This window comes from Mariniflexile gromovii (assembly GCF_017814435.1).
GTDB lineage: Bacteria > Bacteroidota > Bacteroidia > Flavobacteriales > Flavobacteriaceae > Mariniflexile > Mariniflexile gromovii.
Map to the genome: position 1 here is coordinate 59,292 of NZ_JAGJCB010000016.1, position 24,126 is coordinate 83,417.

At 32.9% G+C, this 24,126-nt stretch carries 21 protein-coding genes; 9 read left to right on the plus strand and 12 right to left on the minus strand.

The features are described from left to right. The first annotated feature begins 9 nt into the window (after window positions 1–9). A complete protein-coding gene (locus J8H85_RS14615) occupies window positions 10–3,759 on the plus strand; it encodes a transglutaminase domain-containing protein (protein WP_209655949.1) in 3,750 nt (1,249 codons plus the stop codon). A 50-nt stretch (window positions 3,760–3,809) separates the two neighbouring features. Here the strand turns inward: J8H85_RS14615 and ribB are convergent, their stop codons facing one another. From ribB to tpx, 7 genes are all read right to left on the minus strand, one after another. After that, window positions 3,810–4,970: a 3,4-dihydroxy-2-butanone-4-phosphate synthase gene (gene ribB / locus J8H85_RS14620; protein ID WP_245243826.1), complete on the minus strand. Its 1,161-nt coding sequence runs from the start codon at window positions 4,968–4,970 to the stop codon at window positions 3,810–3,812. Beyond that, window positions 4,963–6,978, minus strand: a complete 2,016-nt coding sequence (locus tag J8H85_RS14625; RefSeq protein WP_209655950.1) for an LptF/LptG family permease — start codon at window positions 6,976–6,978, stop codon at window positions 4,963–4,965. Before J8H85_RS14625 ends, ribB begins: the two co-directional genes overlap by 8 nt. An 84-nt stretch (window positions 6,979–7,062) precedes the next feature. After that, entirely contained in the window at window positions 7,063–7,701 is a 639-nt protein-coding gene (locus J8H85_RS14630) for a LolA family protein (protein ID WP_209655976.1), read from the minus strand. Window positions 7,702–7,711: 10 nt separating this feature from the next. Beyond that, the gene (locus J8H85_RS14635) at window positions 7,712–10,102 is read right to left on the minus strand and encodes a DNA translocase FtsK (protein WP_209655951.1); all 2,391 of its coding nucleotides are present in this window, start codon (window positions 10,100–10,102) and stop codon (window positions 7,712–7,714) included. Between the two features lie 255 nt (window positions 10,103–10,357). Further along, window positions 10,358–10,924: a hypothetical protein gene (locus J8H85_RS14640; protein WP_209655952.1), complete on the minus strand. Its 567-nt coding sequence runs from the start codon at window positions 10,922–10,924 to the stop codon at window positions 10,358–10,360. A 13-nt stretch (window positions 10,925–10,937) separates the two neighbouring features. Then, window positions 10,938–11,312 carry a diacylglycerol kinase family protein gene (locus tag J8H85_RS14645; RefSeq protein WP_209655953.1) on the minus strand — a complete coding sequence of 125 codons (375 nt, stop codon included), beginning with the start codon at window positions 11,310–11,312 and terminating at the stop codon, window positions 10,938–10,940. 13 nt (window positions 11,313–11,325) lie between these two features. Next, complete coding sequence (gene tpx, locus J8H85_RS14650; protein WP_209655954.1) at window positions 11,326–11,829, minus strand: thiol peroxidase; 504 nt, start codon at window positions 11,827–11,829, stop codon at window positions 11,326–11,328. Between the two features lie 170 nt (window positions 11,830–11,999). Between tpx and J8H85_RS14655 the strand changes: the two genes are divergently transcribed. Both J8H85_RS14655 and katG read left to right on the plus strand, forming a co-directional pair. Next, entirely contained in the window at window positions 12,000–12,578 is a 579-nt protein-coding gene (locus J8H85_RS14655) for a fasciclin domain-containing protein (protein WP_209655955.1), read from the plus strand. Between the two features lie 201 nt (window positions 12,579–12,779). After that, complete coding sequence (gene katG, locus J8H85_RS14660; protein WP_209655956.1) at window positions 12,780–15,050, plus strand: catalase/peroxidase HPI; 2,271 nt, start codon at window positions 12,780–12,782, stop codon at window positions 15,048–15,050. A gap of 233 nt (window positions 15,051–15,283) precedes the next feature. Here katG and J8H85_RS14665 read toward each other — a convergent pair whose 3' ends face one another. The 4 genes from J8H85_RS14665 to nhaC form a co-directional block, all read right to left on the minus strand. Next, window positions 15,284–15,541 (minus strand): DUF6952 family protein, encoded by a 258-nt coding sequence (locus tag J8H85_RS14665; protein ID WP_209655957.1) that lies wholly within the window; start codon window positions 15,539–15,541, stop codon window positions 15,284–15,286. Then, a complete protein-coding gene (locus tag J8H85_RS14670; protein WP_209655958.1) occupies window positions 15,522–15,836 on the minus strand; it encodes a thioredoxin family protein in 315 nt (104 codons plus the stop codon). Before J8H85_RS14670 ends, J8H85_RS14665 begins: the two co-directional genes overlap by 20 nt. Before the next feature lie 89 nt (window positions 15,837–15,925). Continuing rightward, complete coding sequence (locus J8H85_RS14675; RefSeq protein WP_209655959.1) at window positions 15,926–16,570, minus strand: peroxiredoxin; 645 nt, start codon at window positions 16,568–16,570, stop codon at window positions 15,926–15,928. A gap of 211 nt (window positions 16,571–16,781) precedes the next feature. Beyond that, window positions 16,782–18,251, minus strand: coding sequence for a Na+/H+ antiporter NhaC (gene nhaC / locus J8H85_RS14680; protein ID WP_209655960.1), 1,470 nt, complete (start codon window positions 18,249–18,251; stop codon window positions 16,782–16,784). A gap of 92 nt (window positions 18,252–18,343) precedes the next feature. Between nhaC and J8H85_RS14685 the strand changes: the two genes are divergently transcribed. Then, the gene (locus J8H85_RS14685; protein ID WP_209655961.1) at window positions 18,344–19,366 is read left to right on the plus strand and encodes a metal-dependent hydrolase; all 1,023 of its coding nucleotides are present in this window, start codon (window positions 18,344–18,346) and stop codon (window positions 19,364–19,366) included. Window positions 19,367–19,369: 3 nt separating this feature from the next. Here the strand turns inward: J8H85_RS14685 and J8H85_RS14690 are convergent, their stop codons facing one another. Further along, window positions 19,370–20,569, minus strand: a complete 1,200-nt coding sequence (locus J8H85_RS14690; RefSeq protein WP_209655962.1) for an aminotransferase class I/II-fold pyridoxal phosphate-dependent enzyme — start codon at window positions 20,567–20,569, stop codon at window positions 19,370–19,372. A gap of 127 nt (window positions 20,570–20,696) precedes the next feature. Here J8H85_RS14690 and J8H85_RS14695 point away from each other — a divergent pair, with 127 nt between their 5' ends. From J8H85_RS14695 to J8H85_RS14715, 5 genes are all read left to right on the plus strand, one after another. Continuing rightward, a complete protein-coding gene (locus J8H85_RS14695; protein WP_209655963.1) occupies window positions 20,697–21,155 on the plus strand; it encodes an Lrp/AsnC family transcriptional regulator in 459 nt (152 codons plus the stop codon). 271 nt (window positions 21,156–21,426) lie between these two features. Continuing rightward, a complete protein-coding gene (locus tag J8H85_RS18985; protein ID WP_245243832.1) occupies window positions 21,427–21,783 on the plus strand; it encodes a CPBP family intramembrane glutamic endopeptidase in 357 nt (118 codons plus the stop codon). A gap of 74 nt (window positions 21,784–21,857) precedes the next feature. Then, window positions 21,858–22,367 carry a hypothetical protein gene (locus J8H85_RS14705; protein WP_209655965.1) on the plus strand — a complete coding sequence of 170 codons (510 nt, stop codon included), beginning with the start codon at window positions 21,858–21,860 and terminating at the stop codon, window positions 22,365–22,367. Between the two features lie 5 nt (window positions 22,368–22,372). Then, entirely contained in the window at window positions 22,373–23,095 is a 723-nt protein-coding gene (locus J8H85_RS14710; RefSeq protein WP_209655966.1) for a hypothetical protein, read from the plus strand. After that, on the plus strand, window positions 23,095–23,907 hold the full coding sequence (locus tag J8H85_RS14715) for a sensor histidine kinase (RefSeq protein ID WP_245243828.1): 813 nt from the start codon (window positions 23,095–23,097) through the stop codon (window positions 23,905–23,907). Before J8H85_RS14710 ends, J8H85_RS14715 begins: the two co-directional genes overlap by 1 nt. Window positions 23,908–24,126 lie beyond the last annotated feature (219 nt).

Here is a 24,126-nt window from a genome sequence, read left to right on the forward strand (position 1 = left end):
TTAAATGATATGAAAAACCGCTTACTTATATTTTTATTTGTTGCTTTTAATGCCATTCAACTTAGTTCACAAAACACATACAATAAGTTTTGGGATGCACTTCTTAATAACGATAGGGTTTTGGCTGAAAAAAATCTAAAATCAGAAAAGAATAAAAATATTGAGTTTCTAATTACCAATGAAATCTTGCGGGAAGAGATGGGTAAGTTTGTAGAACACCCAGAGTTTACAAAATTGTTTTTAGAACAACCAGATTTTGAAAATTATTTATATGGGTTGTGGAACAAAACTTACTTGTTTGATGTTTATTTGGAAACAGGTTTTAATAAAAGAAATAAGGATGTTCTTGAGGCCGTTTCTCAAGTTTCCATCAAAAATCAAGATGTAAAAGATGCTGTAAGTTATTTGAAATCTGTAGTAAGTAGGGAAAATAACGATTGGGATAATTATTTTGCTTTAAACAACTCCATTCAGGCTATTAAAAATTGGCAATATTGTGGTGTTTTCGAGAATTTAAATAAAAGTGGATTAGATAGATATTACGAACCGGAATCCATAGCCCATTCTATAACACCTTTTGATGCCAAAAGTAACGGACTCGTTAACTGGTATACACCAAAAAACAATAGAGAAGCCTATCAGTTTTTTACTAATCATGAATCTTACGGGGCTGGAGTAAATTATGCACAAACATTTATTTCAGCAAGTGAAGAGCAACGTGCTATTATAAGAATTGGTAGTGGATCTTCTTTTAAAGTTTGGCTTAATGACGTTTTGGTTTTTCAGAACAATGAAGATGTTTCTACCGATTTGAATGCTTATAAGGTTATGGTAACAATACCTAAAGGCGACAATAGATTATTGATTAAGCTAGCTGAAAGTGGTTATGGCAGTTATTTTATAACGAGTATCTTAAATGAAGATGGTAGCCCCAATACTAATTTATCATACAGTTCAGAATTTAAACCATATAAAACTTCAACTTTAAGTGAAATTAATCCTGAAATAATTGATAATAATTTTGAGATTTATTTTAAAAATAAAGTAAAAGAAAACCCAACAAATTTTCTTTATACCTACTGTTTAGTAAATACATATTTAAGAAATTCAAAATATGAAGAAGCTAAAAATGTTTTAAAGCCCTTTTACACCAAGTATCCTAAAAGTTCATTAATAAGAAAAATGCTGATTCAAGCTTCTTTAATAGAAGGCGACAATACGTCATTTACGGAACTTAAAAAGAATATGGAATTGGACGACCCCGATTATTATTTACCACTGGTTTACAAAGTTATAGATTTTGGCGAGTTAAGTAGAATGACCGTGGAAGAGTTAAAAAACTTTTTGGATAAGTTTAAAAAATCAGTAGATAACAAAATGCTCGCTTATATGTCCGACTTTGTATATAATTCAAGGAAGGAAGATATGGAAGCATTGAAGCAAAACTTGGATGATTTATTTCAGGTATCTAAAGACAATGTGAAGATGCTATTGCGTTGTGCTCCATTATATGGCTCACTGCTAAATGAAGATGATAAAACGGTTAAACTTCTAGAAGAAATAAACTCTAATTATTTTAATTATTCAGGTATTACCACCTTATCAAGATATTACGCTAACAGAAAGGAAAAGGATAAATCTTTAAAAATACTTTCAAAAGATTTAGATAATTTGGCTTTTGACAATACTTATATCATTCCAATAATTGAAAAACAGCACACTTACCAAAAGTATTCAGAGTCCTTAGAATATATAAATAAAGGGTTAGAGAATTTTCCGTATTCATTTAAATTAATGGAACTAAAAGGAGATGCACTTTTAAAATTGGATGATAAAAAGAATGCTTTATTAGCCTATGAAAACTCATTGAAGCATGATGGTTCAAATAGTAGATTGAGAAATAAAATTAGAGATTTAAAAAACGAAAAAAATGTTTTAAATGAAATTTCTTTTAATGATGCTTACAATTATATAAAATCAAATAGAGGAAAAATTCCAACTAATAATTATGGCTATAATATTTTAAGGGATGATTCCAATATAGAGTTGTTTACTGAGGGAGGTGGGAAATACCGTTTTATTTACCTGTATGAAGTTACCTCCAATAGTGGTATCGAGTTTTTTAAAGAATATGATTTAAGTTTATCGGGTAATTATCATATTTCAAAATCTGAAATAGTTAAAACAGATGGTAGCGTTGTGCCTGCCGATAAAAGCGGTTCTAACCTGGTGTTTAAAGGACTGTCTATAGGAGACGTTGTTTATATAGATTATGAAAGCTCCTTTTCGAATTCAGGACGTTTTTATAGAGATTATACAGATAGTTTTATGTTCGATTCGTTTCATCCTGCATTAAAATCTACATTAAAAATTATAACACCCAAAAATCATAAGCTGTTTTACAAAGTGGTAAATGGTAAGTTGGATCCACAAATTTCCAAGTTGGACAATTACGACATGTATGAATGGAAAACTGAAAATTTACCAGAAATACCACAAGAGGAATATTATATGCCAAATACGGTAGATGTTGCTAAATATCTACACATTAGTACCATTCCAAGTTGGAATGATATATCTATGTGGTATTCAGATTTGGTAAGATCTAGCATTGAGGTAGATACAAGTGTAAAAGATGTTTTTAATACATTGTTTCCAAAAGGTTACAAGCACTTAAATGATGAAGACAAAGCCAAAATCATTTATAATTACATAAAAAATAATTTCACGTATAGTTATGTAAGTTTTAGGCAAAGTGGCTATGTACCACAGAAACCTTCTAAAACTATTAAAACCAGTTTGGGAGATTGTAAAGACTTTTCAACCTTATTCGTAACCTTGGCAAACATGGCAGAGCTAAAGGCAAACATGGTACTTGTATTAACATCAGATTATGGAAGAAATGAAATGGTAATGCCCAATACAGATTTCAACCATTGCATCGCCAAGGTTGAAATTGATGGAAAAGAACAGTATTTAGAGCTTACCAACAAATATTTGCCATTTAAATCGCTACCGGTATCGCTACGCGGCGCATCAGTTTTAGAAATTCCATTTAATTTAGATGAAAACAAAAAATACGACTTATTTAAGTTGGATAATGTACTTAGAGATGCATCGGTATTCACAAATGAAGTTGATATTAATATAGCCAACGATAAAGTTACAATGTCCATCAATACTAAATTTACGGGCCATATAAACTCATATTATGCTAATGTTTTTGATGAACCTAATTTAGAAGTTGTGAAAAAATCTATTCATGACGATTTAAACAACCAAATTAAAGAAGACTTTGTTTTAGACGAATTAACCAATATAGAAAGATTGGACGATGATAAAGTAATTAAATACACCTCTAATATTTCATTGGATAAAAAGATAAATAAAATAGGTTCAATAAACATCTTTCAATTGCCTCTTGTTTCCCATCCATATACAACTGATATTGTAAGTTTAGAAAGCAGACAGTATCCTATTGAATATATACAATATGAAAACTTAGATGAGTATTATAATACCTATAATTTATTTATAAGTGAAGGAATGAGTTTTATTGAAATTCCAAAAGATCAAAAATTCACTTTTAAAGACCATCTATATGAAATAGCTTATTCTAAGGTAAAAGAAAATCATTTGAAAATAAGTATGCACGCAAAACCATCATTAGAAAAAATCACGGTTGAAGAATACCAAGCCTTCAAAGCCTATGTGAAATCAATTTTAGATGCAGAAAATGAGTTTATTGGATATAAGTAATAGACTATTAAGTTTTATCGTTGTTGGTAGTATTACTCTAAAGGGTTGCTTTAATAGTTTACATATCCAACAATCTCTAAGCCATAGCCAATTAAACCAACACGTTTGGTTTGCTCGGTATTAGAAATTAAACGCAGTTTATGAATGTTCAAATCGTGTAAAATTTGGGCACCTATACCAAAATCTTTTGTGTCCATATCAATTTTGGGTGCTTTGTAAACAGTGTTAGGTTGTTGGTTTTCTTTTAAAATAGCTAATCTATTTAATATGTTCATAGAAGGTGTTTCTTGATTAATAAATATGATAGCACCTTTGCCTTCTTTATTAATTACCTTAAACATATTTTCTAGTTGCTCATCAACATTATTGGTAAGTGTTCCTAAAATATCATTATTAATTAAAGAGGAATTTATTCTGGTAAGCACTTCTTCATTATCTTTCCAAATCCCTTTTGTTAATGCAATATGTATTTGATTGTTTGTAGTTTGTCTGTAAGCTCTTAACCTAAAGCTTCCAAAGCGGGTTTCAATTTGGAAATCTTCTTTTTTCTCGATTAATGAGTCGTGTTGCATTCTATAAGCCACTAAATCTTCAATAGAAACTATTTTAAGATTTAATTTTTTGGCAACTTTCATAAGCTGTGGTAAACGCGCCATGGTGCCATCTTCATTCATAATCTCTACAATAACACCTGCGGGTTTTAAACCTGCAAGTCTTGCAAAATCTATGGCTGCTTCGGTATGACCTGTACGTCTTAGTACGCCACCTTCTTTGGCTACTAATGGAAAAATATGCCCTGGTCTGGCTAAATCAAATGGTTTGGTATTTGGGTCGGTTAAAGATTTTACGGTTTTAGCTCTATCACTAGCTGAAATTCCTGTGGTAACACCTTGACCTCTTAAATCTACCGAAACTGTAAAGGCAGTCTCCATGTGGTCTGTATTATTACGCACCATCATCCCTAAATCCAATTCTTTACAGCGGGTTTCGGTAAGGGGAGCGCATATTAAACCTCTGCCTTGGGTTGCCATAAAGTTTATCATTTCTGGAGTTACTTTATCGGCAGCCGCCAAAAAATCGCCTTCATTTTCACGGTTTTCATCATCAACAACTATAATAACTTCACCATTTCTAATGGCTTCAATAGCTTCGTGAATAGTATCAAGTTTAAATTTTGTACTTGTATTTTGTGTCATGGTGTCGTTAATCATTTTGCAAATTTAGAGATTCTAAACAATTCAGCTTTAAGTCTTCCTTTATTTTATCGTTTAAAAACAGATGTGTAATAAAATATAAAGGGATTCCTATAATTATTAGAATAGGGTTAGGTCTTTTTTCTTTTTTGTTAATGTGACTGTAAAATTTAAATGCATTGCGTAGAGATTTTACATAATAAACTAAATATAACACTAAAGATGTGATACTAAGCTGTATAGATGCTGAAGCTAAAGAAGGTAATTTATTATTCTTAAATACAAAATGAAGAATAAGTAAAACAACACCAACACAAAAAAGTATTATGGCAAACTTTGCATGGTCTTTATAATCTTTTGCAATACGTTCAGATTCATCGTAGTTACTGTCTATTATTAATCCTTCATCACGTAATTCTTCTGTGCATATATTGCGTTCATTCAGAATTTTTAAAGCTTCATACCTACTGTCTTCTAAATGTCCAAGCGCTTCATAGTTCTTAATTACATTTAGTAATTCTTCTTTATTATAAGATGAAAGAAACTTGTAATCTACAGTTTCCTTTCCTTTTATTTTGAATACCTTTTTAATAGGTTCGGTGATGCTGTCAAAATCAAACAAGCCTTTATCAGCAGTAGCGCGTCTTGTTAAAAAGATACCCAAAGGTAACATAATGAGTGTAGAAAACCAAGCAGCTAATATGGGGTTAAAGCTGCCATTTTTAGCACTATTTGTAGCAAAAATACCTATAAAATGATAGGTTAAAAATAGTACAATGGCAATAACCATTGGTAAACCGATGCCCCCTTTACGTATTAAAGCCCCTAGTGGTGCGCCCACAAAGAATAAAATAATACAGGCAAAACCTAGAGCAAATTTCTCATGTAATGATATGATATGCTTGTTAAGCCATTCTTTGGACATTTTCTTCGTGCTTTCATTGGTTATTATAAGCTGTTTAGCACTGGATGCGGTTTTTAAAGCCGTATTCACTAGGTCGAACTTTTCTTTTGTGTTGAAAACATCTAAAATTTCACTTACATAAATTGAATCGTTTGCTATGGTATCTTTAGCTATAGATTCATTAGCTATTGTTCCAATATTTGGTGTTGCTACATGTAATATGCTAGAACGTTGAAATAGGTTTCTGGATAGTAGTTTGTGAGATATTATTTCTTTTTTTGATAAGGAATCGATGGTTTTATGTAAACCTACCACATCAAGCATATTGTATTTGTCTGTTTGGGATTGTTCATCAAAATCAACGTTGTTCATTTGAGACAAATCAATATTTATTATATATTTTTCGAAGGTACTTTTGGTAAAAGGTTTTTTGTTTCTGGATTTGGGATTATTGGTAGCATCATCATTATAGTAATTCCCGTCTAACAAAATTAATTTTAAAACATTGGAATCTTTTTCATTTACCAATTCACCAGTTTTAGACTTTATTGTTGTGGCATTGCTTCTTCCATCGGCACCTCTCATATGAATGGTGACATTATCTAAATATTGGTCGTTATCGCCATATTTTTTGTCAAATTTGATATTGTAAGGAGTCCCTTCGATAGGGTTAAATTGACCGACGCCAAGCAACATGGCAGGTTTAGATTTTGCTATATTACTTCTAAGATTGAACGACTTTAATTCAGCCCAAGGAATGACATTATTTGAAAAGAAAAAGGTAACAATACCCAAAATAATAATAAAGATACTTAAACCAGACATGGCACGTTGCAATGAAATTCCTGTAGATTTCATGGCAGCAAACTCGTAATTCTCTGCAAAACTACCAAATACCATGATAGATGCTAAAAGTATGGTAAGCGGTAAAACCAATGGTATAAGCTTAGGCGTAAAATAGAATAAGAATTTGAAAATAACGCTTATATCCAAATCTTTACCAGAGAGTTCTCTAATGTAAAGCCAAATGGTTTGTAAAACAAAAATCAGCATGAGTATAATAAACACGCTGAAAAAAGTTTTTAGGTAGGTAGTTAGTATGTATCGGTCTAATATTTTCACCCTTCGAAATTCAATAATCTAATTTAAAATCTACTTTATTTTAAGCAGATTCATATGATAATCAATACGATAACTATTATTTAACTAAAGCTTATTTATATAATAGCCTTTGTATTTATTGACATCAAAGGTAAATAGGTTTTTTGATAAAGGCTCGTTTGTTTTAAAAGAATTAACGGTAAGGGTTGTTTTTGTGCCGTTTTTACCAATTTGTATTAGATTGTATATGTGTTTTGTTTGTGTGTCTATACCTAAAAGAATGGATTTTATTTCAGATTTTGAATCGATTGGAGTCAATTTTACCAACTGTATTTTTCTGCCATTTATATTTTGCTCAATGTCCATAGCATAGGTGTAGCCATCTTCATAAAAAGATAGCATTTTGCTTGGTGTGATAGCGCCTTCTTCATCATTGGTTTCGGTTGAAATGGTAACTTCTTCATCTTCAGTGCTGATACTATAAAGCTTTTTTCCATCAAAAAGACGTGTTACACCAAGGATATTTAGTTTATACTTGTCACCTTGCATTACCACATCGCCTTTGGTTTCCTGTTTTATTTTTTCGGCAGTATTTTCTAAAACATATTTAAATTCAATAGAAATATTATCATAGCTTTTTACTTTTTGGGATACTTGATTTAATAGTGCTTTGGCTTTGTTTTGAGCAAAACCAGTAAGAGATGTTGTTATTACTAATGCTAATATGATGTTTTTAATTTTCATTTTATTTTTATTATAAAGTTTCATTTTCTAAATGTTTATCTAAGGCAACTAGGTCGGTTATTAGTACTTGTCTGGCTTTACTGCCTTCAAACGGACCCACAATACCCGCAGCTTCTAATTGGTCTATCAATCTACCGGCCCTATTGTAGCCTAATTTTAATTTTCGTTGCAATAAAGATGCAGAACCTTGTTGTGCTGTTACTATAACTTCGGCAGCTTCTCTAAACAATTTATCGCGGTCTTCTATGTCTATATCAAGACTTGTGCCACTTTCCTCACCAACATATTCCGGTAACAAATAAGCATCTGGATAGGCTTTTTGCGAACCTATATAGTCCGTTATTTTTTCAACTTCAGGGGTGTCAACAAAGGCACATTGTACACGTATTAAATCGTTTCCTTGTGTAAAAAGCATATCACCACGACCTATAAGTTGGTCGGCACCCGAGCCATCTAAAATAGTTCTGGAATCAATTTTGGAAGTTACCCTAAATGCAATACGCGCTGGGAAGTTGGCTTTAATAATACCCGTAATTACGTTTACTGACGGGCGTTGTGTAGCGATAATCAAATGGATACCAATAGCACGTGCCAATTGTGCTAAACGGGCAATAGGTGTTTCTACCTCTTTACCGGCGGTCATAATTAAATCTGCAAACTCATCAACCACCAACACGATATAAGGTAAAAATTGGTGGCCATCATTTGGATTTAATTTACGTGCTTTAAATTTTACGTTGTACTCGGCAATGTTTCTGCAAAGCGCATTTTTCAACAACTCGTAGCGGTTGTCCATTTCAATACAAAGTGAATTTAATGTATTGATTACTTTGGTGTTATCTGTAATAATAGCGTCTTCACTATCGGGTAATTTTGCCAAATAATGGCGCTCAATTTTATTGAAAAGCGTTAACTCTACTTTTTTCGGGTCTACCAAAACAAACTTAACTTCAGCAGGATGTTTTTTATAAAGTAATGAGGTTAAAACGGCATTCAATCCTACCGATTTACCTTGTCCAGTGGCACCTGCCATAAGTAAGTGGGGCATTTTAGCCAAATCTACCACAAAAGTTTCGTTACTAATGGTTTTTCCTAAGGCTATAGGCAATTCCATATCAGACGTTTGAAACTTTTTAGAAGCAATTACGGAACGCATGGATACGATGGTAGAATTTTTATTGGGCACCTCAATACCAATGGTACCTTTTCCAGGAATGGGCGCAATAATACGAATACCAAGTGCAGAAAGTGATAACGCAATATCGTCTTCTAGATTTTTAATTTTTGAAATACGAATACCAGCATCTGGTACAATTTCGTAAAGTGTTACCGTTGGCCCAATAGTCGCTTTAATACTGGCAATTCCAATATTGTAGTTTTTTAGGGTATCTACAATTCTATTTTTATTTTCTTCTAATTCTTCTTGGTTGATGGTAATGCCTTCAGAATCATATTTTTTAAGAAGATCTAACGGTGGAAATTGGTATTTTGATAATTCTAAAGTCGGATCGAATTGTCCAAAATCCTCCACTAATTTATTGGATAAATTGTCGCTTTCCGATTGTTCTTCGGCTACCTTTTCAACTTCAATTTCTAAATCATCATCTTCAATTTCTTCTTTTACAGGTGTTTTCACAACCAAAGGTGCAGCTTCAGCAACAGGCTTGGTTACCTTTTCTACAACAGGTTCTTTGTTTTCTAAAGGAATATCGAAAGCAGATTTTATGGCTGCTGCTTCATCCGATAGGTTATTGTCGAAAGCCACAATAGGTTCGTCATCCGGATTGTTGAAATCGTCTTTAATATTGCTTTTAGCCGATTTGAATATATTGGCTATGTTTTCGAAAGTAAGTTTAAATCGAACTGCTAAATAGGTAATTAAACCAAATAGAAGTAGGAGCGATGTGCCTATTTTACCTATATAATCTTGAAGGCACATATTTACTTCAAAACCAATGGTACCACCAAGAATACCGTAAGAATTTCCAAAAAAACCAAATAATATGGATAGCCAAATAACAATAAGCATACCCCAAAACCAGTGCGAACTTAGTTTGGCCTTGCTAAGATTCATCAGCACATAAATACCTGATAAAAATATAAGTCCAGCAATTATAAAGGAGGATACACCAAAGCCACGTTGAATAAAAAAGTCGCTTAACCAAGCTCCGGATTTGCTTACCCAATTTTCGGTTTTTACATCGCGTGATGCAAAATCGGAGACACTACTTTGATCTGCTTCACCAGTAAAAAAGAATGAAAGAAATGCCATAAAAAGGATAAACCCAAATATGACTAAAAAGCTGCCGAAAACCAGTTTTTGCTGATTGGACAACTTAAAACTTGGCATTTTAAATTGTTTTTTAGGTGATTTGTTGGTGTCGTTTTTTTTCTTCGCCATTAATGCTTTAAAGTTTCAAATTGAGGCCCTGAAACAAGTTCAGGATTGAATCGCAAAAGCGATTCAACAAAAATACAAATTACTAACGTTTAATTTATAAGTTATAGTATTAAAAAAATGGTTTATGTATTTGGTTGGTTTTGTGTTTTTACGAAAGGATTTTTCGAGGAAAAATAAGACGTAACAAAATTGAATTAACATTTGATTAAGCACTAAATATCGCACTACTTTGTATGGAAATACTCAACGTTTTTATTATTCTATAACACCAAATATTATATTTTCTTCAAAATCTGTGATTTTAAGAATTCCTTTTTCTTTAGAATAAAATAAATCATTTGGGCCACCCTTCAATATATAAGCATTTTGATATTCAATTCCTTCTACACTTGTTGTCGGTAATAATTCATCGTAATATTGATAATAGCTAGAAACCATAAAACATTCGTTCAAAGAGACTCTTAATACAAAACTACCATCTTGATTTGCCATTATAAATATCTCACCATTATAACAATTTGTTGTATCTGTAAATTTCAGAACACCTATTTCTACATAAACATCCGCTGGTACAACTCCGAAAGAAATAGAAAAAGATTCATTGGGTCCATCTTTAAAATAATTAAATTCTTTCGATACCACTGTCAATGTAATAATTTCATCACTAGTCAGGTTCTTTAACTTAAAAGTATCTTCCAAGTTAAAAAACAGAAAACCTTTAGCGTCATCACTTAAATTATAATATAGATCATCTTTCTTGCAGGATTGTAACATGACTAATGTAAGAATAATGATTCCATAATTTTTTAATAATTTTTTCATTGTGAGTGGGTTTTCAAATGGCAAATAATTTAGGAATATAAATAATAAGCCCAATAATAATGGCAAAAATGGAAGCAAAAAACACAGCACCAGCTGCAATATCTTTTATTAAACCAATTTTATTGTGATGCTCAGGATGAATAAAATTAGCTATTTCTTCAACAGCAGTATTAATACCTTCCATACTCATAACCAATCCAATAGCTAAAAGTTGAATGGCCCATTCGGTTGCAGAAATGTTAAAAAAGAATCCTGCGGCCGAAACCAACAGCGCTATTGTAAATTGAACCTTTACACTGGCTTCCTTCTTTAAAAGAATGATAGCACCTTTAAAAGCATAACCTACACTTCTTATTCGGTTCGCAACGAAGGATTCTTTTTTAGTCATTTATAAAAATTGATTAAGCGTATAAAGCCTCTAACGCCGCTTTATAATTAGGCTCGTCAACAGTTTCTGCAACTTGTTCAGTATGAATAACTGTGCCATTTTCATCCAAAACAACCACACAACGTGAAAGTAAAGCTTCCAACGGGCCGGTAACAAAGTTTAAACCATATGCTTTTCCAAAACTGCCATCTTTATAGTCAGATAAGCTTATAACATTATCTAAACCTTCGGCACCACAAAAACGGTTTAAAGCAAAAGGCAAATCATGAGAAATGCAAAGTACTTTGGTGTTTTCTAGTTCGCTAGCTTCTTGGTTAAACTGTCTAACAGATTGTGCGCAAGTACCAGTATCAACACTTGGGAAAATGTTTAAAACTAATTTACTTCCAGCAAAATCACTTAAACTTTTAGTAGATAAATCGGTTGCGGTTAATTTGAAATCAGGTGCTTTTGTTCCAACTTTAGGTAGTTCGCCAGAGGTTTTAATGGGGTTTCCTTTTAATGTTACTGTTGCCATGATATTGTTTTTAAATTATCGGATAAAAATAGTAATTATTACCTGTTAAGTTGAGATTGAACTTATAATTTTTTAAGCTATTTGTTAATATTTTGTTAAAGGATTGATTTTTGAAAACCGACCTTCTTTAAGATTCGTTTATAGGTTATAAACAAATAAAAAATATTATCATGAAAAAATCAAATCTATTTACCGCTACTGTTTTTGTAATCACACTTTTTGTTGGTCATGGTTTAACGGCCCAAAACAAAATGATGAAAGAAGATACTAAAATGGTTGGTGGTGCTGCCATGTACCCTAGTAAAAACATTGTTGAAAATGCCGTAAACTCTAAAGACCATACCACCTTGGTTGCTGCTGTTAAAGCTGCTGAGTTAGTAGATGTTTTAATGGGTGAAGGTCCGTTTACTGTATTTGCACCAACAAACGCAGCTTTTGATAAATTACCTAAGGGAACCGTAGAAAATTTGTTAAAACCAGAAAACAAGAAAACCTTGCAAACTGTTTTAACCTATCATGTGGTTTCGGGAAAATGGAATGCTAAAGATGTTTTAAAAATGATTAAGGATGGAAATGGAAAAGCCAATATTAAAACCGTAAGTGGTGGCACAATTACAGCATGGTTAAAAGTTAAAGACGTATATATTACAGATGAAAACGGAAATTCAGCTATGGTTACAATTGCCGATGTAAATCAGTCAAATGGAGTTATACACGTTATTGATACGGTGTTGTTACCAAAATCTTAAAAATTCATAAATTGTTTGGTTAGGTTGTTAAAAAGGCTGCTTCATCTATTTGAAGTGGCTTTTTATGTTTTTTGGATTTGTAATTTTTTGAAATAAATTTTATCAATTATTACATAATATATATAAATGGAGTTGTGGCATTTTTTAAATAGTAATTCTTAACTTTAGGGTATTCAGAAAAACATATTAAAAATTAAAATAATGGAAAACAGTAATCACTCAAGTACATCGGGAGGTAAGTGCCCGTTTTCGGGAGCAGCTCCAAAGCAGACAGCAGGCGGCGGAACCAAGAACCAAGATTGGTGGCCCAATAAGTTAAAGTTGAATATTCTACGTCAGCACTCATCTTTAACAAACCCCATGGGAGATGGTTTTAATTATGCTGAAGAGTTTAAAAAATTAGACTTACAGGCAGTAAAACAAGATTTAACAGATTTAATGACCGATTCACAAGATTGGTGGCCAGCAGATTTTGGTCACTATGGTGGCTTGTTCATTCGTATGGCTTGGCATAGTGCCGGTACTTATCGAGTAGGCGATGGTAGAGGAGGTGCCGGATCTGGACAACAACGTTTTGCACCCTTAAACAGTTGGCCTGATAACGTGAGTCTTGATAAGGCACGAAGACTATTATGGCCAATAAAGCAAAAATACGGTCGTAAAATCTCATGGGCTGATTTGATGATTCTCACTGGTAATGTAGCTTTGGAGTCTATGGGATTTAAAACTTACGGTTTTGCTGGTGGGCGTGAAGATGTTTGGGAACCCGAGGAAGATGTGTATTGGGGTTCTGAAGATACTTGGTTAGGTGGCGATAAACGTTATGCCCATGGTTCAAAAGGAGTAGAGAAAGAAGCAGTATTGGTATCTGATGACGATGCTGATGGAGATAAACATTCTAGAAATCTAGAAAAACCGTTAGCAGCTGTGCAAATGGGACTAATTTATGTAAATCCTGAAGGACCAGATGGTAATCCAGACCCCATAGCTGCCGCTAAAGACATACGTGATACTTTTGGCCGTATGGCAATGAACGATGAAGAAACAGTTGCTCTTATCGCGGGCGGGCATACCTTTGGTAAAACCCACGGTGCCGCTTCTTCCGATCATGTAGGTGATGAGCCTGAGGCTGCAGGTATAGAACAGCAAAGTTTTGGTTGGAGTAACAGCTATAATACAGGTAAAGGACCTGATGCTATTACTAGCGGGCTGGAAGTGATATGGACTAAAACACCAACAAAATGGAGCAACAATTTTTTTGAAAATTTATTTGGCTTTGAGTGGGAACTCTCTAAAAGTCCCGCTGGTGTACACCAATGGGTAGCTAAAAATGCAGAGGCTATTATTCCAGATGCATATGATGCCTCTAAGAAGCATTTACCAACCATGTTAACAACCGATTTATCTTTGCGTTTTGATCCTGAATATGGAAAAATATCCAAACGTTTTTTAGAAAATCCAGATGAATTTGCAGATGCTTTTGCCAAAGCTTGGTATAAATTAACCCATCGTGACATGGGGCCAATAGCGCGTTATTTGGGACCAGAAGTACCCAAAGAAGAGCTTATTTGGCAAGATCCAATTCCTGCAATAAACCATAAATTGGTAGATAAGAACGATGTTTCAGCGTTAAAAACTAAAATATTAGATTCAGGTTTATCAGTATCTGAGTTGGTGTCTACCTCATGGGCGTCTGCATCTACGTTTCGTGGGTCTGATAAACGCGGAGGCGCCAATGGTGCGCGTATCCGTTTGGTGCCACAAAAGGATTGGGAGGTAAATAACCCACCACAATTGGCAAAAGTTTTAAGTGTGCTTGAAGGTATTCAAAAAGAATTCAATCATGGTGATAAAAAAATATCTTTGGCCGATTTAATTGTATTGGCAGGTTGTGCAGCTGTTGAAAAAGCTGCTAAAAGCGCAGGACATCATATAGAAGTACCATTTACACCTGGCCGTATGGATGCATCGCAAGAACAAACCGAAGTAGACTCCTTTAAATATTTAGAACCTTATGCTGATGGTTTTAGAAATTATAGAAAAACAAAATTTGATGTTTCAACCGAAGCCTTGTTGGTAGATAAAGCCCAATTACTAACATTAACAGCACCTGAAATGACCGTTTTGGTTGGTGGTTTGAGAGTATTGGGAGCAAACTACAATCAAGAGAAACATGGTGTATTCACAAACAACCCAGAAACACTTACGAACGATTTTTTTGTAAATTTATTAAGTATGAGTACGGAATGGAAAAAAGAGTCAGATTCAGATGAAATTTTTGAAGGCCGTGATAGAAAAACTGGAACAATTAAATGGACAGGTACACGTGCCGATTTAATTTTTGGTTCAAATTCTGAATTACGTGCTCTTGCAGAAGTTTATGCTTGTGAAGATTCAAAAGAAAAATTTGTAAACGATTTTGTTGCTGCTTGGAATAAAGTTATGAATTTAGACAGGTTTGATTTGAAGTAAATCAATAAAAATTATGATGATCCTGCAAGGTTTTCAAAATCTTGTAGGATTTTTTTTTATTTTTAGCTTTAATACCTACAAGGTCAAAATAAGACCTTGCAGGATAAAATCGAGTAGTTTTCCGTTTTTATTTTATGAAATGGACTTAGATTGAAATATTTCCTTTATTAAGCACAAAAAAAAGCCACTTTTCAAATTAAGAAAAGTGGCTTTTTATATTTAAAGTGATTTGATTATTTATCAATAGAACCTAAAACCCTGCTCATAAAATTATTTAAAGCTTCTTTTTTAGGTGTACCTTCTTTTATCATTTTATTTACTTCAACAGCGCCATACATATTGGAAATAAGTTCTCCAATAACATCCAATTCTTCATCTTTTAACGATAGAACTTCGGTTAAGGCTTCTAAAGTTTCAATGGTTTCGATTACAAAATCTTCATCATTGTCTTCAATAAACTGTGTTAAATGCTTAATTACTGGTAACTTCATCAACTAATTCTTTTAAAACTTCAAATTTATTTGTTTGAACCTGCTTTACAAAGGCACCGTTTTTAAAAGTAGCGAACGTAGGTAAGTTGTCTACCGTTGCTAATTTTCTAGATTCCGGAAACTTTTCGGCATCGGCCATAACAAACGTAATGGTTTCGTTTTCTGTTGCTAACTTTTTGAATTTTGGTTTCATAATACGGCAATTACCGCACCAGCTAGCTGAATACTGAACTACAACCGTATCGTTACTTGATACTAATTCTGTTAAGTTATCTTGTTCTAATTCTTTTACCATAATATTTTTTTTAAATTCCAAAAAGGAAAACCCCAAATTCCAATAGGAATACATTCATTATCGGAATTTGGAATTTGAGATTTGTTTTTTTAATTCAAATGAGCTTTTAAGTACTCAGCAGTTCCTTTAGCATTGGCTTGCATTGCTTGTTTTCCTTCTTCCCAGTTTGCTGGACAAACTTCGCCTTTTTCTTGAACATGCGTTAAAGCATCGACGATACGTAAATATTCATTAACGTTTCTACCAAGTGGCATGTTGTTGATGCTTTCGTGTTGTACAGTACCTTCTTCGTCAATAACGTAAGTAGCTCTGTAAGTTACATTGTCACCTTCAACAGTAACTACGCCAGTTTCTTCATTGTATTGCTCGTTTGTGATATCTAAAATACCTAAAGTAGAAGCTAAGTTTCTGTTAGAATCTGCTAATAATGGGTAAGTAACACCTTCTATACCACCATTATCTTTTGCAGTGCTTAACCATGCAAAGTGAACTTCAGCAGTATCACAAGAAGCACCAATAACGATCGTATTTCTTTTTTCAAACTCACCTAAAGCAGCTTGAAACGCGTGCAACTCCGTTGGGCAAACAAAAGTGAAATCTTTTGGATACCAAAATAAAACTACTTTTTTCTTATTGTTAACTGCTTCTTCTAAAACGTTTACTTTAAAAGTATCGCCTAAATCGTTCATTGCGTTAACGCTTAAATTCGGGAATTTTTTTCCTACAAATGCCATATGTTAAATTTTAATAATTAATAATTTATTTAATGCAAACTTAAGCGTAGTTTTCGCATTTAAAAGCGTTTGTCAATTAATAAAACTTATGGAGTAATAGCCTTTAGAAATGGATTCAAAATTGTAGGTCGTTTTTTGTTAATTTGGTAAAATTAACAATCAAAATATATCAACTTGATAAAATATTGGGAAATAGTATGAATTTAGCTTATTACTTTTTTGTCAATTCTTTTATTTTTATTCTAAGAGCAGCAAAAAGTAATGTTGTAAAGGGGCTTAACCAGTTAAATACTGCATAACTCGCATAATGAAGCGTGTCTACACCCAACACACCACTTTGGTAAGCACCACAGGTATTCCAAGGGATTAATACAGAGGTAACGGTACCTGAATCTTCTAAGGTTCTACTTAAGTTTTCAGGAGCTAAACCTCGGTCTTCAAAGGCTTTTTTAAACATTTTACCTGGTATTACGATGGCCAAATATTGATCGGATGCAATGGCATTTAAACCCAAACAACTTATTACGGTACTTGCAAAGAGTCCGAAAATGGTAGTAGCCACAGAAAGTAAAGCTTTGGTTATTCTTGCTAAGGCACCAATACCATCCATAATGCCGCCAAAAATCATAGCACAAATTATTAAATAAATGGTCCATAGCATGCCTTCCATTCCACCAGCAGAAAAGAGGTCGTTTAATTTCTCGTTATCTGTGGTTATTTGTGTGTCGGTAAGTATAGAGGTGGTAATAGAATTTAATTTTGAATTGGATAGATGTGCTAAAATTTCAGGTTGAAATATAAAAGCAAAAACAGCAGCCAATAAAACGCCTGTGCCCAAAGCAATTAAGGGTTTTGTTTTTAAAAGAATTAAAGCGATCACCACTAAAGGCACAATGAAAAGCCAAGGTGAAATATGAAATGTGGTGTTTATAGTTGATAATAAATTGCTTAAATCGGCACTTCCCGAGGTTTCAATATTCATGCTTATGATGCTAAAAACAATCAATGTTACCACTAGCGTGGGTACCGTTGTTAGGGTCATGTATCGGATATGTGTGAATAAATCGGTACCAGCCATGGCGGGCGCTAAGTTGGTTGTATCACTTAAAGGCGACATTTTATCACCAAAATAAGCTCCAGAAATAACGGCGCCTGCAATCATGCCGGTATTTATTCCTAATGCGGTACCAATACCAACCAATGCAATACCTACCGTTGCCGATGTGGTCCAAGAACTGCCAGTAGCAATGGAGATAACCGCACAAATAATAATAGAAGCGGGCAAAAATATAGAAGGGCTTAAAACCTGTAAACCATAATACACCATAGCCGGAATAACGCCACTAATTAACCAAGTACCTGCCAAAGCACCAACCAAAAATAAAATCATGATGGGAATAAAAACACTTTTTAGGTTTTCCCAAATTTCTTTTAACATGCGTTCTATAGTCACTTTATTAAAAAGGCCTACGGTTGCAGCAACCAATCCGCCAAGAAGTAAAATAATTTGGTTGGTGTAAGTTCCAAACCATTCTTGACCTTCCACAAAAAAGATATTGTAAGCCAACATGCACATTAAAATAACAACTGGAATTAAAGCTTCCCAAATGTTGAGCTCTATGTTTTCAATAATATTTTGGTTTTCAATTTCAATTTTGGAAATATTCTTGTCGTCTTGCATTGTGTAGAATTAGTTTTGTAATGTTACGATTTTACAAGAATCTATGCAAATGGATTTAATGTGTACTTTTGTTTTTTCAATTTAAAAAAAGAATGGATTCATTAACACAAATTGTTCTTGGTGCTGCTTGTGGGGAAGCGGTTTTAGGGAAAAAAATAGGCAATAAAGCGTTGTTGTTTGGAGCCATTGGTGGCACCATTCCAGATTTAGATGTTTTTATCGGGAACATTATTTACCATCACGAAATTGATGCTATGTTGTTCCACAGAGGTTTTATGCACTCCATTTTGTTTTCAATTTTAGCTGCTTTTATGTTGGGTTGGGGTGTTTATAAATTGTATAATTCTGGAAACCGATTTGGGACTACCACCAAAAAAGATTGGATGCTATTGTTTTTCTGGTCCCTATTCACGCATCCTATTTTAGATTGTTTTACACCTTACGGAACACAGCTTTTTGCACCATTTAGTAATTATAGAGTGGCTTTTAATAACATAGCGGTTGTAGACCCCGTTTACACACTGCCTTTTTTGATTTGTATGATTGTAGTGATGTTTTTCAAAAGAAAAGACCATAGAAGGCGATTTTGGTTGAAATTAGGCATCGGCATCAGTTCTGTTTATATGGTTTTAACGGTAGTAAACAAACTTTATGTTGATACGCTTTTTAGAAAATCTATTGCTGAAAGTAATATGCACATTAAAAGATTCAGTACACAACCATCTATTTTTAATAATATTTTGTGGTACGCTATAGCTGAAGCTGATTCATCCTATTATGTTTCGTATTATTCGTTGTTGGATACAGAACATAGATTTAAAAATTTTAAGGAATTGCCTAAACAGCGCGATTTAAGTCCCGAAGAATTTAATGACATCAAAGATTTGGCATGGTTTAGTAGTCAGTATTACAGTGTTTACAAAATAGGAGACAACGAATACCAATATAACGATTTGAGGTATCCTATTTTAGATGAAAACAACCCGAACTCTTCGGTGTTTAGCATGATGCTTTATAAGGAAAATGGACGCTTGAATATGAAACCTTTTGAAAGAAAAAGAGATAATTTCAATACAGCCATGTCTAATCTTTGGATGCGTTTAAAAGGGATTTGATATTTATAGAATACCAAGCTTTTTCATGCAATCATACATCATTTGATAGGTGCGTTCAATATCATCATCCAACCCTATAGAAAAACGGATTAAACCATCGCTCAGTCCCATGGCTTTTTGTTCATCTTCAGGAATTTCAGAAGATGTTGATGTTCCAGGAGCGCTAAACAAGGTTTTATAGAACCCTAAACTAACGGCCAGATAGCCCAAATTTCGGTTTTGCATAAGTTCCATGAGTTCATTGGCTTTTTCTAAAGTACCCACATCTATAGTAAGCATACCACCAAAACCATATTGGGAGTTCATCATACTTTTAAAAAGCTCATGGGATGGATGCGATTTTAGCCCTGGATAAACGGTTTTCAACCCATCAGCTTCAAATTTTTGTGCTAAAAATAATCCGTTTTTGCTATGTTGTTGCATTCTTATGTGCAGCGTTCTTAGGTTTTTTAGAATAGAGGCAGCTCTTAAACTATCCATAGTAGAGCCTAATAGCATGGAAGCACCGTTGTTCACGTTCCGTAAATCATTTATAAATTCCTGAGTGCCACAAACTACACCGCCAACGGTATCGCTAGAACCGTTAATAAATTTGGTTAAACTGTGAATCACCACATCGGCACCCAAAATTGCAGGAGAAATGGATAGTGGAGAAAACGTATTATCAACCACCAATTTTAAATGATGTTTTTTAGCTAAAGCAGCAAGACCTTTAATATCAGCGACTTCTAAAAGTGGGTTGCTTACCGATTCGCAATATAAAACTTTGGTGTTTTTTGTGATGGCAGCTTCAACCGTATCTAGTTTTGTGATGTCTACAAACGATGTTTCAATTTGAAAACGCGGTAAAAAGTTTTTCAAAAAAGCATACGTGCCTCCATAAATAGTCCGGCTAGACACAATATGGTCGCCAGAGCTACATAATTGCATTAAAACGGATGTAATAGCACCCATACCCGAAGCTGAAACGTTAGCGGTTTCGGTGCCTTCCATGGCCGCTAAAGCTTCACCTAAATATAAATTGGAAGGCGAGGAGTGGCGCGAGTATAAATAGCACCCTTCAGCATTACCTTCAAACGTATCAAACATGGTTTTGGCAGATAAAAAGGTGTATGTTGAAGAATCTGAAATGGAAGGATTGACGCCTCCAAATTCACCAAAATATTGTAAATCTTGTATGTTATTTGCGGGTTTGAATTTCATAATGTGTATGTTGCGTATATAACAAATTTCAAAATTTATAGATAATAAAACTAATATGTATTGATATTCTAGAAAATATAATTGTAACTTTCTGAAAAGTTGGTATTTCAACGAAATTTTTTCAATTATGATATTTGATGACATTGATAAAAAATTGTTGACCTTTTTGCAAACGGACAGCAAACAAACCAATAAGGAGCTCTCAAATAAATTGAATTTATCTGTTACAGCCGTTTATGAACGTATTAAAAAACTTGAAAAAGACGGGTTTATAAATAAATATGTAGCTTTAATAGATAAAGATCGGATAGATAAATCGTTTGTAGCCTTTTGTCACATTAAACTCATTCAACATACCCAAGATTATGTGGTGAAGTTTGAAAAAGAAGTTGCTAATTTACCAGAAGTGTTGGAATGTTACCATGTAAGTGGCGAATACGATTATTTATTAAAAGTTATTGTGAAAGATATGATGGCTTTTAGAGAGTTTTTAGTAAAAAAATTAACATCTATCAACCATATTGGTAGTACACATAGTATGTTTGTAATAAATGAAGTGAAACACACCACCGTTATTGGGTTTTAATATGAAAACTAAAACATATAAAAGCATCGAACTGTTTATCATTTTTATAGTATTACCAGTTAGTTTTATTTTTCCTTATCCACCAGTTATAAAATTATCGATAGGATTTATCGGTTTTTTATACGTCATTTATATTTTGTTGAAAGTAGAAAATCAAAAATTCAAGATAGCTCCAAATTTAAATTGGAAGCGTTTTTGGAGAAATACATTGTTCAAATTTATAATAATTGCCATTTTAACCACAATATTTGTTTGGATTACCGATAAACCGATGTTGTTTGAATTATTGATTAATAAACCTTTATTATGGGTTTTACTTTTGTTTATTTATAGTGTTTTTTCTGTATATCCTCAGGAACTATTATACAGAACCTTCTTTTTTAATAGGTATAAAAATTACTTTAAAAGTGAATCGCTTTTTCTTTTTGTGAATGCGATATGCTTCTCCTTGTCACATCTGTTTTTTAAAAACAGTCTCGTGTTATTGATGACTTTTATAGGTGGGTTACTATTTGCTTTAACGTTCAATAAAACAAAATCAACACTATTGGTTTCTATAGAACATGCTATTTATGGTAGTTGGTTATTCACAGTTGGTATGGGGGCTATGTTAGGTTTTCCAACATAATTTTGTCTTATACCTATATTTAAAACTTTTTTGTTATTTTTAAGCAGCTATTATTAACTAACCATAAGAAAAACATGAAAAATTTAATCTACATTATTTTAGGTGCAATAATTGGAGCTTTATTAACATATTATTTTTGTCCACGACCATTAGAAGATGACGGACCTATAAAAATAGTTAAGCCTAAAGGTGTCATTACTGTTGATAAAGCGAAGGAGCTAAATGAGAATTGGACGTTGTACAGAAAAGCAGCCGTAGATTCAGCAGCCCAAAAACAAGGACGGGAACAAGATGATCGCTCTACTTACTGGGATTTAGATGAAATTGAAAATTATTTAGCATTTGCAAAAAATCAATCGGACAGTTTGGGGTATCAAATGACAGGTATTCGTGTCTATTTAGGTGTTTATGGAAAAAATGCGGGACAAACTAAAAAGGATTTAACTACCATGTTTATAGTGCCAACTGGAAGAAAATCGAAAGCAAGTAGTCTTAACCTTAACTTTAGAGGTAATGATGAAGATGTTCCTGGGGGCAACCCTTTAAATGATGGAGCTGGAGGCCAAGGAGGTTACCCCAATTAATATTGATGAATGATTTTTTATTAGAATATTACAACACTATTACTTTTAGTGTTGAAATTTTAGCAGCAGTTACAGGTTTGTTACTTTATAAAAAGTATAAACTTACAGCTGCTAAGTTTTTTATATACTTTTTGGTATATCTTTCTGCTTGTGATTTTTTTAATACATATGTTCATTATATTCAAAACAATGGTTTTTTAAGTTTTTTAGAAGGAACTGTTTTTGTAAGGAATTTTTGGTGGTCAACGCTATACTGGAAAATAGGTGCTATTCTATTTTTTTGTTTTTATTATCATAAAATATTAAGTACTGATTTGTTTAAGATTCTCATTAAGTATAGTGGTCTTGTTTTTTTTGTTTTTTCAATAGGATATATTTTTCTTAATTGGGATGACTTTTTTGTGCGATTTTTTCCAATTATAAGTGTTCTAGGAGCAGTTATCATATTTATGTGTACTGTTTTTTATTTCATTGAAATTTTACAAAGTGAAAAAATATTAAGCTTTTATAAGTCTATTAATTTTTATATTAGTTCAGCGATTTTTATTTGGTGGCTTATTATTTCACCTTTGGTGTTTTATGATATTTATAACAGTAATTACGACTGGAATTTTATATTCTTAAAATGGCAAATCTATTTATTTGCAAATATCATCATGTATTCAACTTTTACCTTTGCTTTAATATTTTGTAAACCTGATGAAAAGCCAACTAAACCTTATTATTAATGCATTATTTTCTTAATATTTTACTTCAAAGCAAACCTGCATCTACACCTGCGGAGCGTTATTTGTTAATATATATGATTAGCGTTTTGGTGATTATTACTTCGTTGGTAATTATCTTTTTTATTGTTTTTCAAAAACGAAAAAACAAATTATTGCTCGATAGAATAAAGCAACAACAAGCTTTTGAAGCTGAAATTACCCAAGCACAAACCGAAACCCAAGAACAAACCTTAAAAAATATTGGTTGGGAATTACATGATAATATAGGTCAATTACTATCGTTTGCAAACATGCAGTTAAGTATTTTAAAAATGCAGGTGGCAGATGATGTGAAAGAAAAATTTAAAGACACCTCTGAAGCCATAAAAGAAAGTTTAGCCGAAGTACGAGCACTTTCAAAAACATTAAATAATGAAGTGGTTCTTAATATTGGTTTTGAGAAATCTATTACCAATGAGTTGAACCGACTTAAAAAAATGAAATTTACATCGGCAGAGCTTAAAATTATTGGAAATAAAGTTGATTTTAAAGACAGAAAACACGAAATCATAATTTTTAGAATACTTCAAGAGTTTTTATCAAATTCGGTGAAATATTCCGAAGCTAAAAACTTGAATGTTATATTGGATTATCAACCAAATTATTTGATAATAACAGCAACGGATGATGGTAAGGGGTTCGATATTAATGAAATAGAAAAAGGTTCAGGATTAATCAATATGAAAAGCAGAGCATCTTTAATTAATGCCCATTTAGAGTTAACCTCTCAGCCTAATGAAGGCGTGAAGTTGATGTTAAATTACCCGCTCTAAACGTCATTGAGAGCCTCATGGAATGAAGGGAAGTAATCTGTTTATTCTGAGTTGTGATTAAACTTATAAGTAAATTTAATGAGATTGCTTCGTGTCTCGCAATGAACTGTGCTTAAAAGCAAATTTCTTTTAATTTATTTCTAGATAATATTCATTTTTTGTTGCAACGGCAAATGCTTGCTTGAGTAATTTATTAACAACCGCAATTAAGGCTAATTT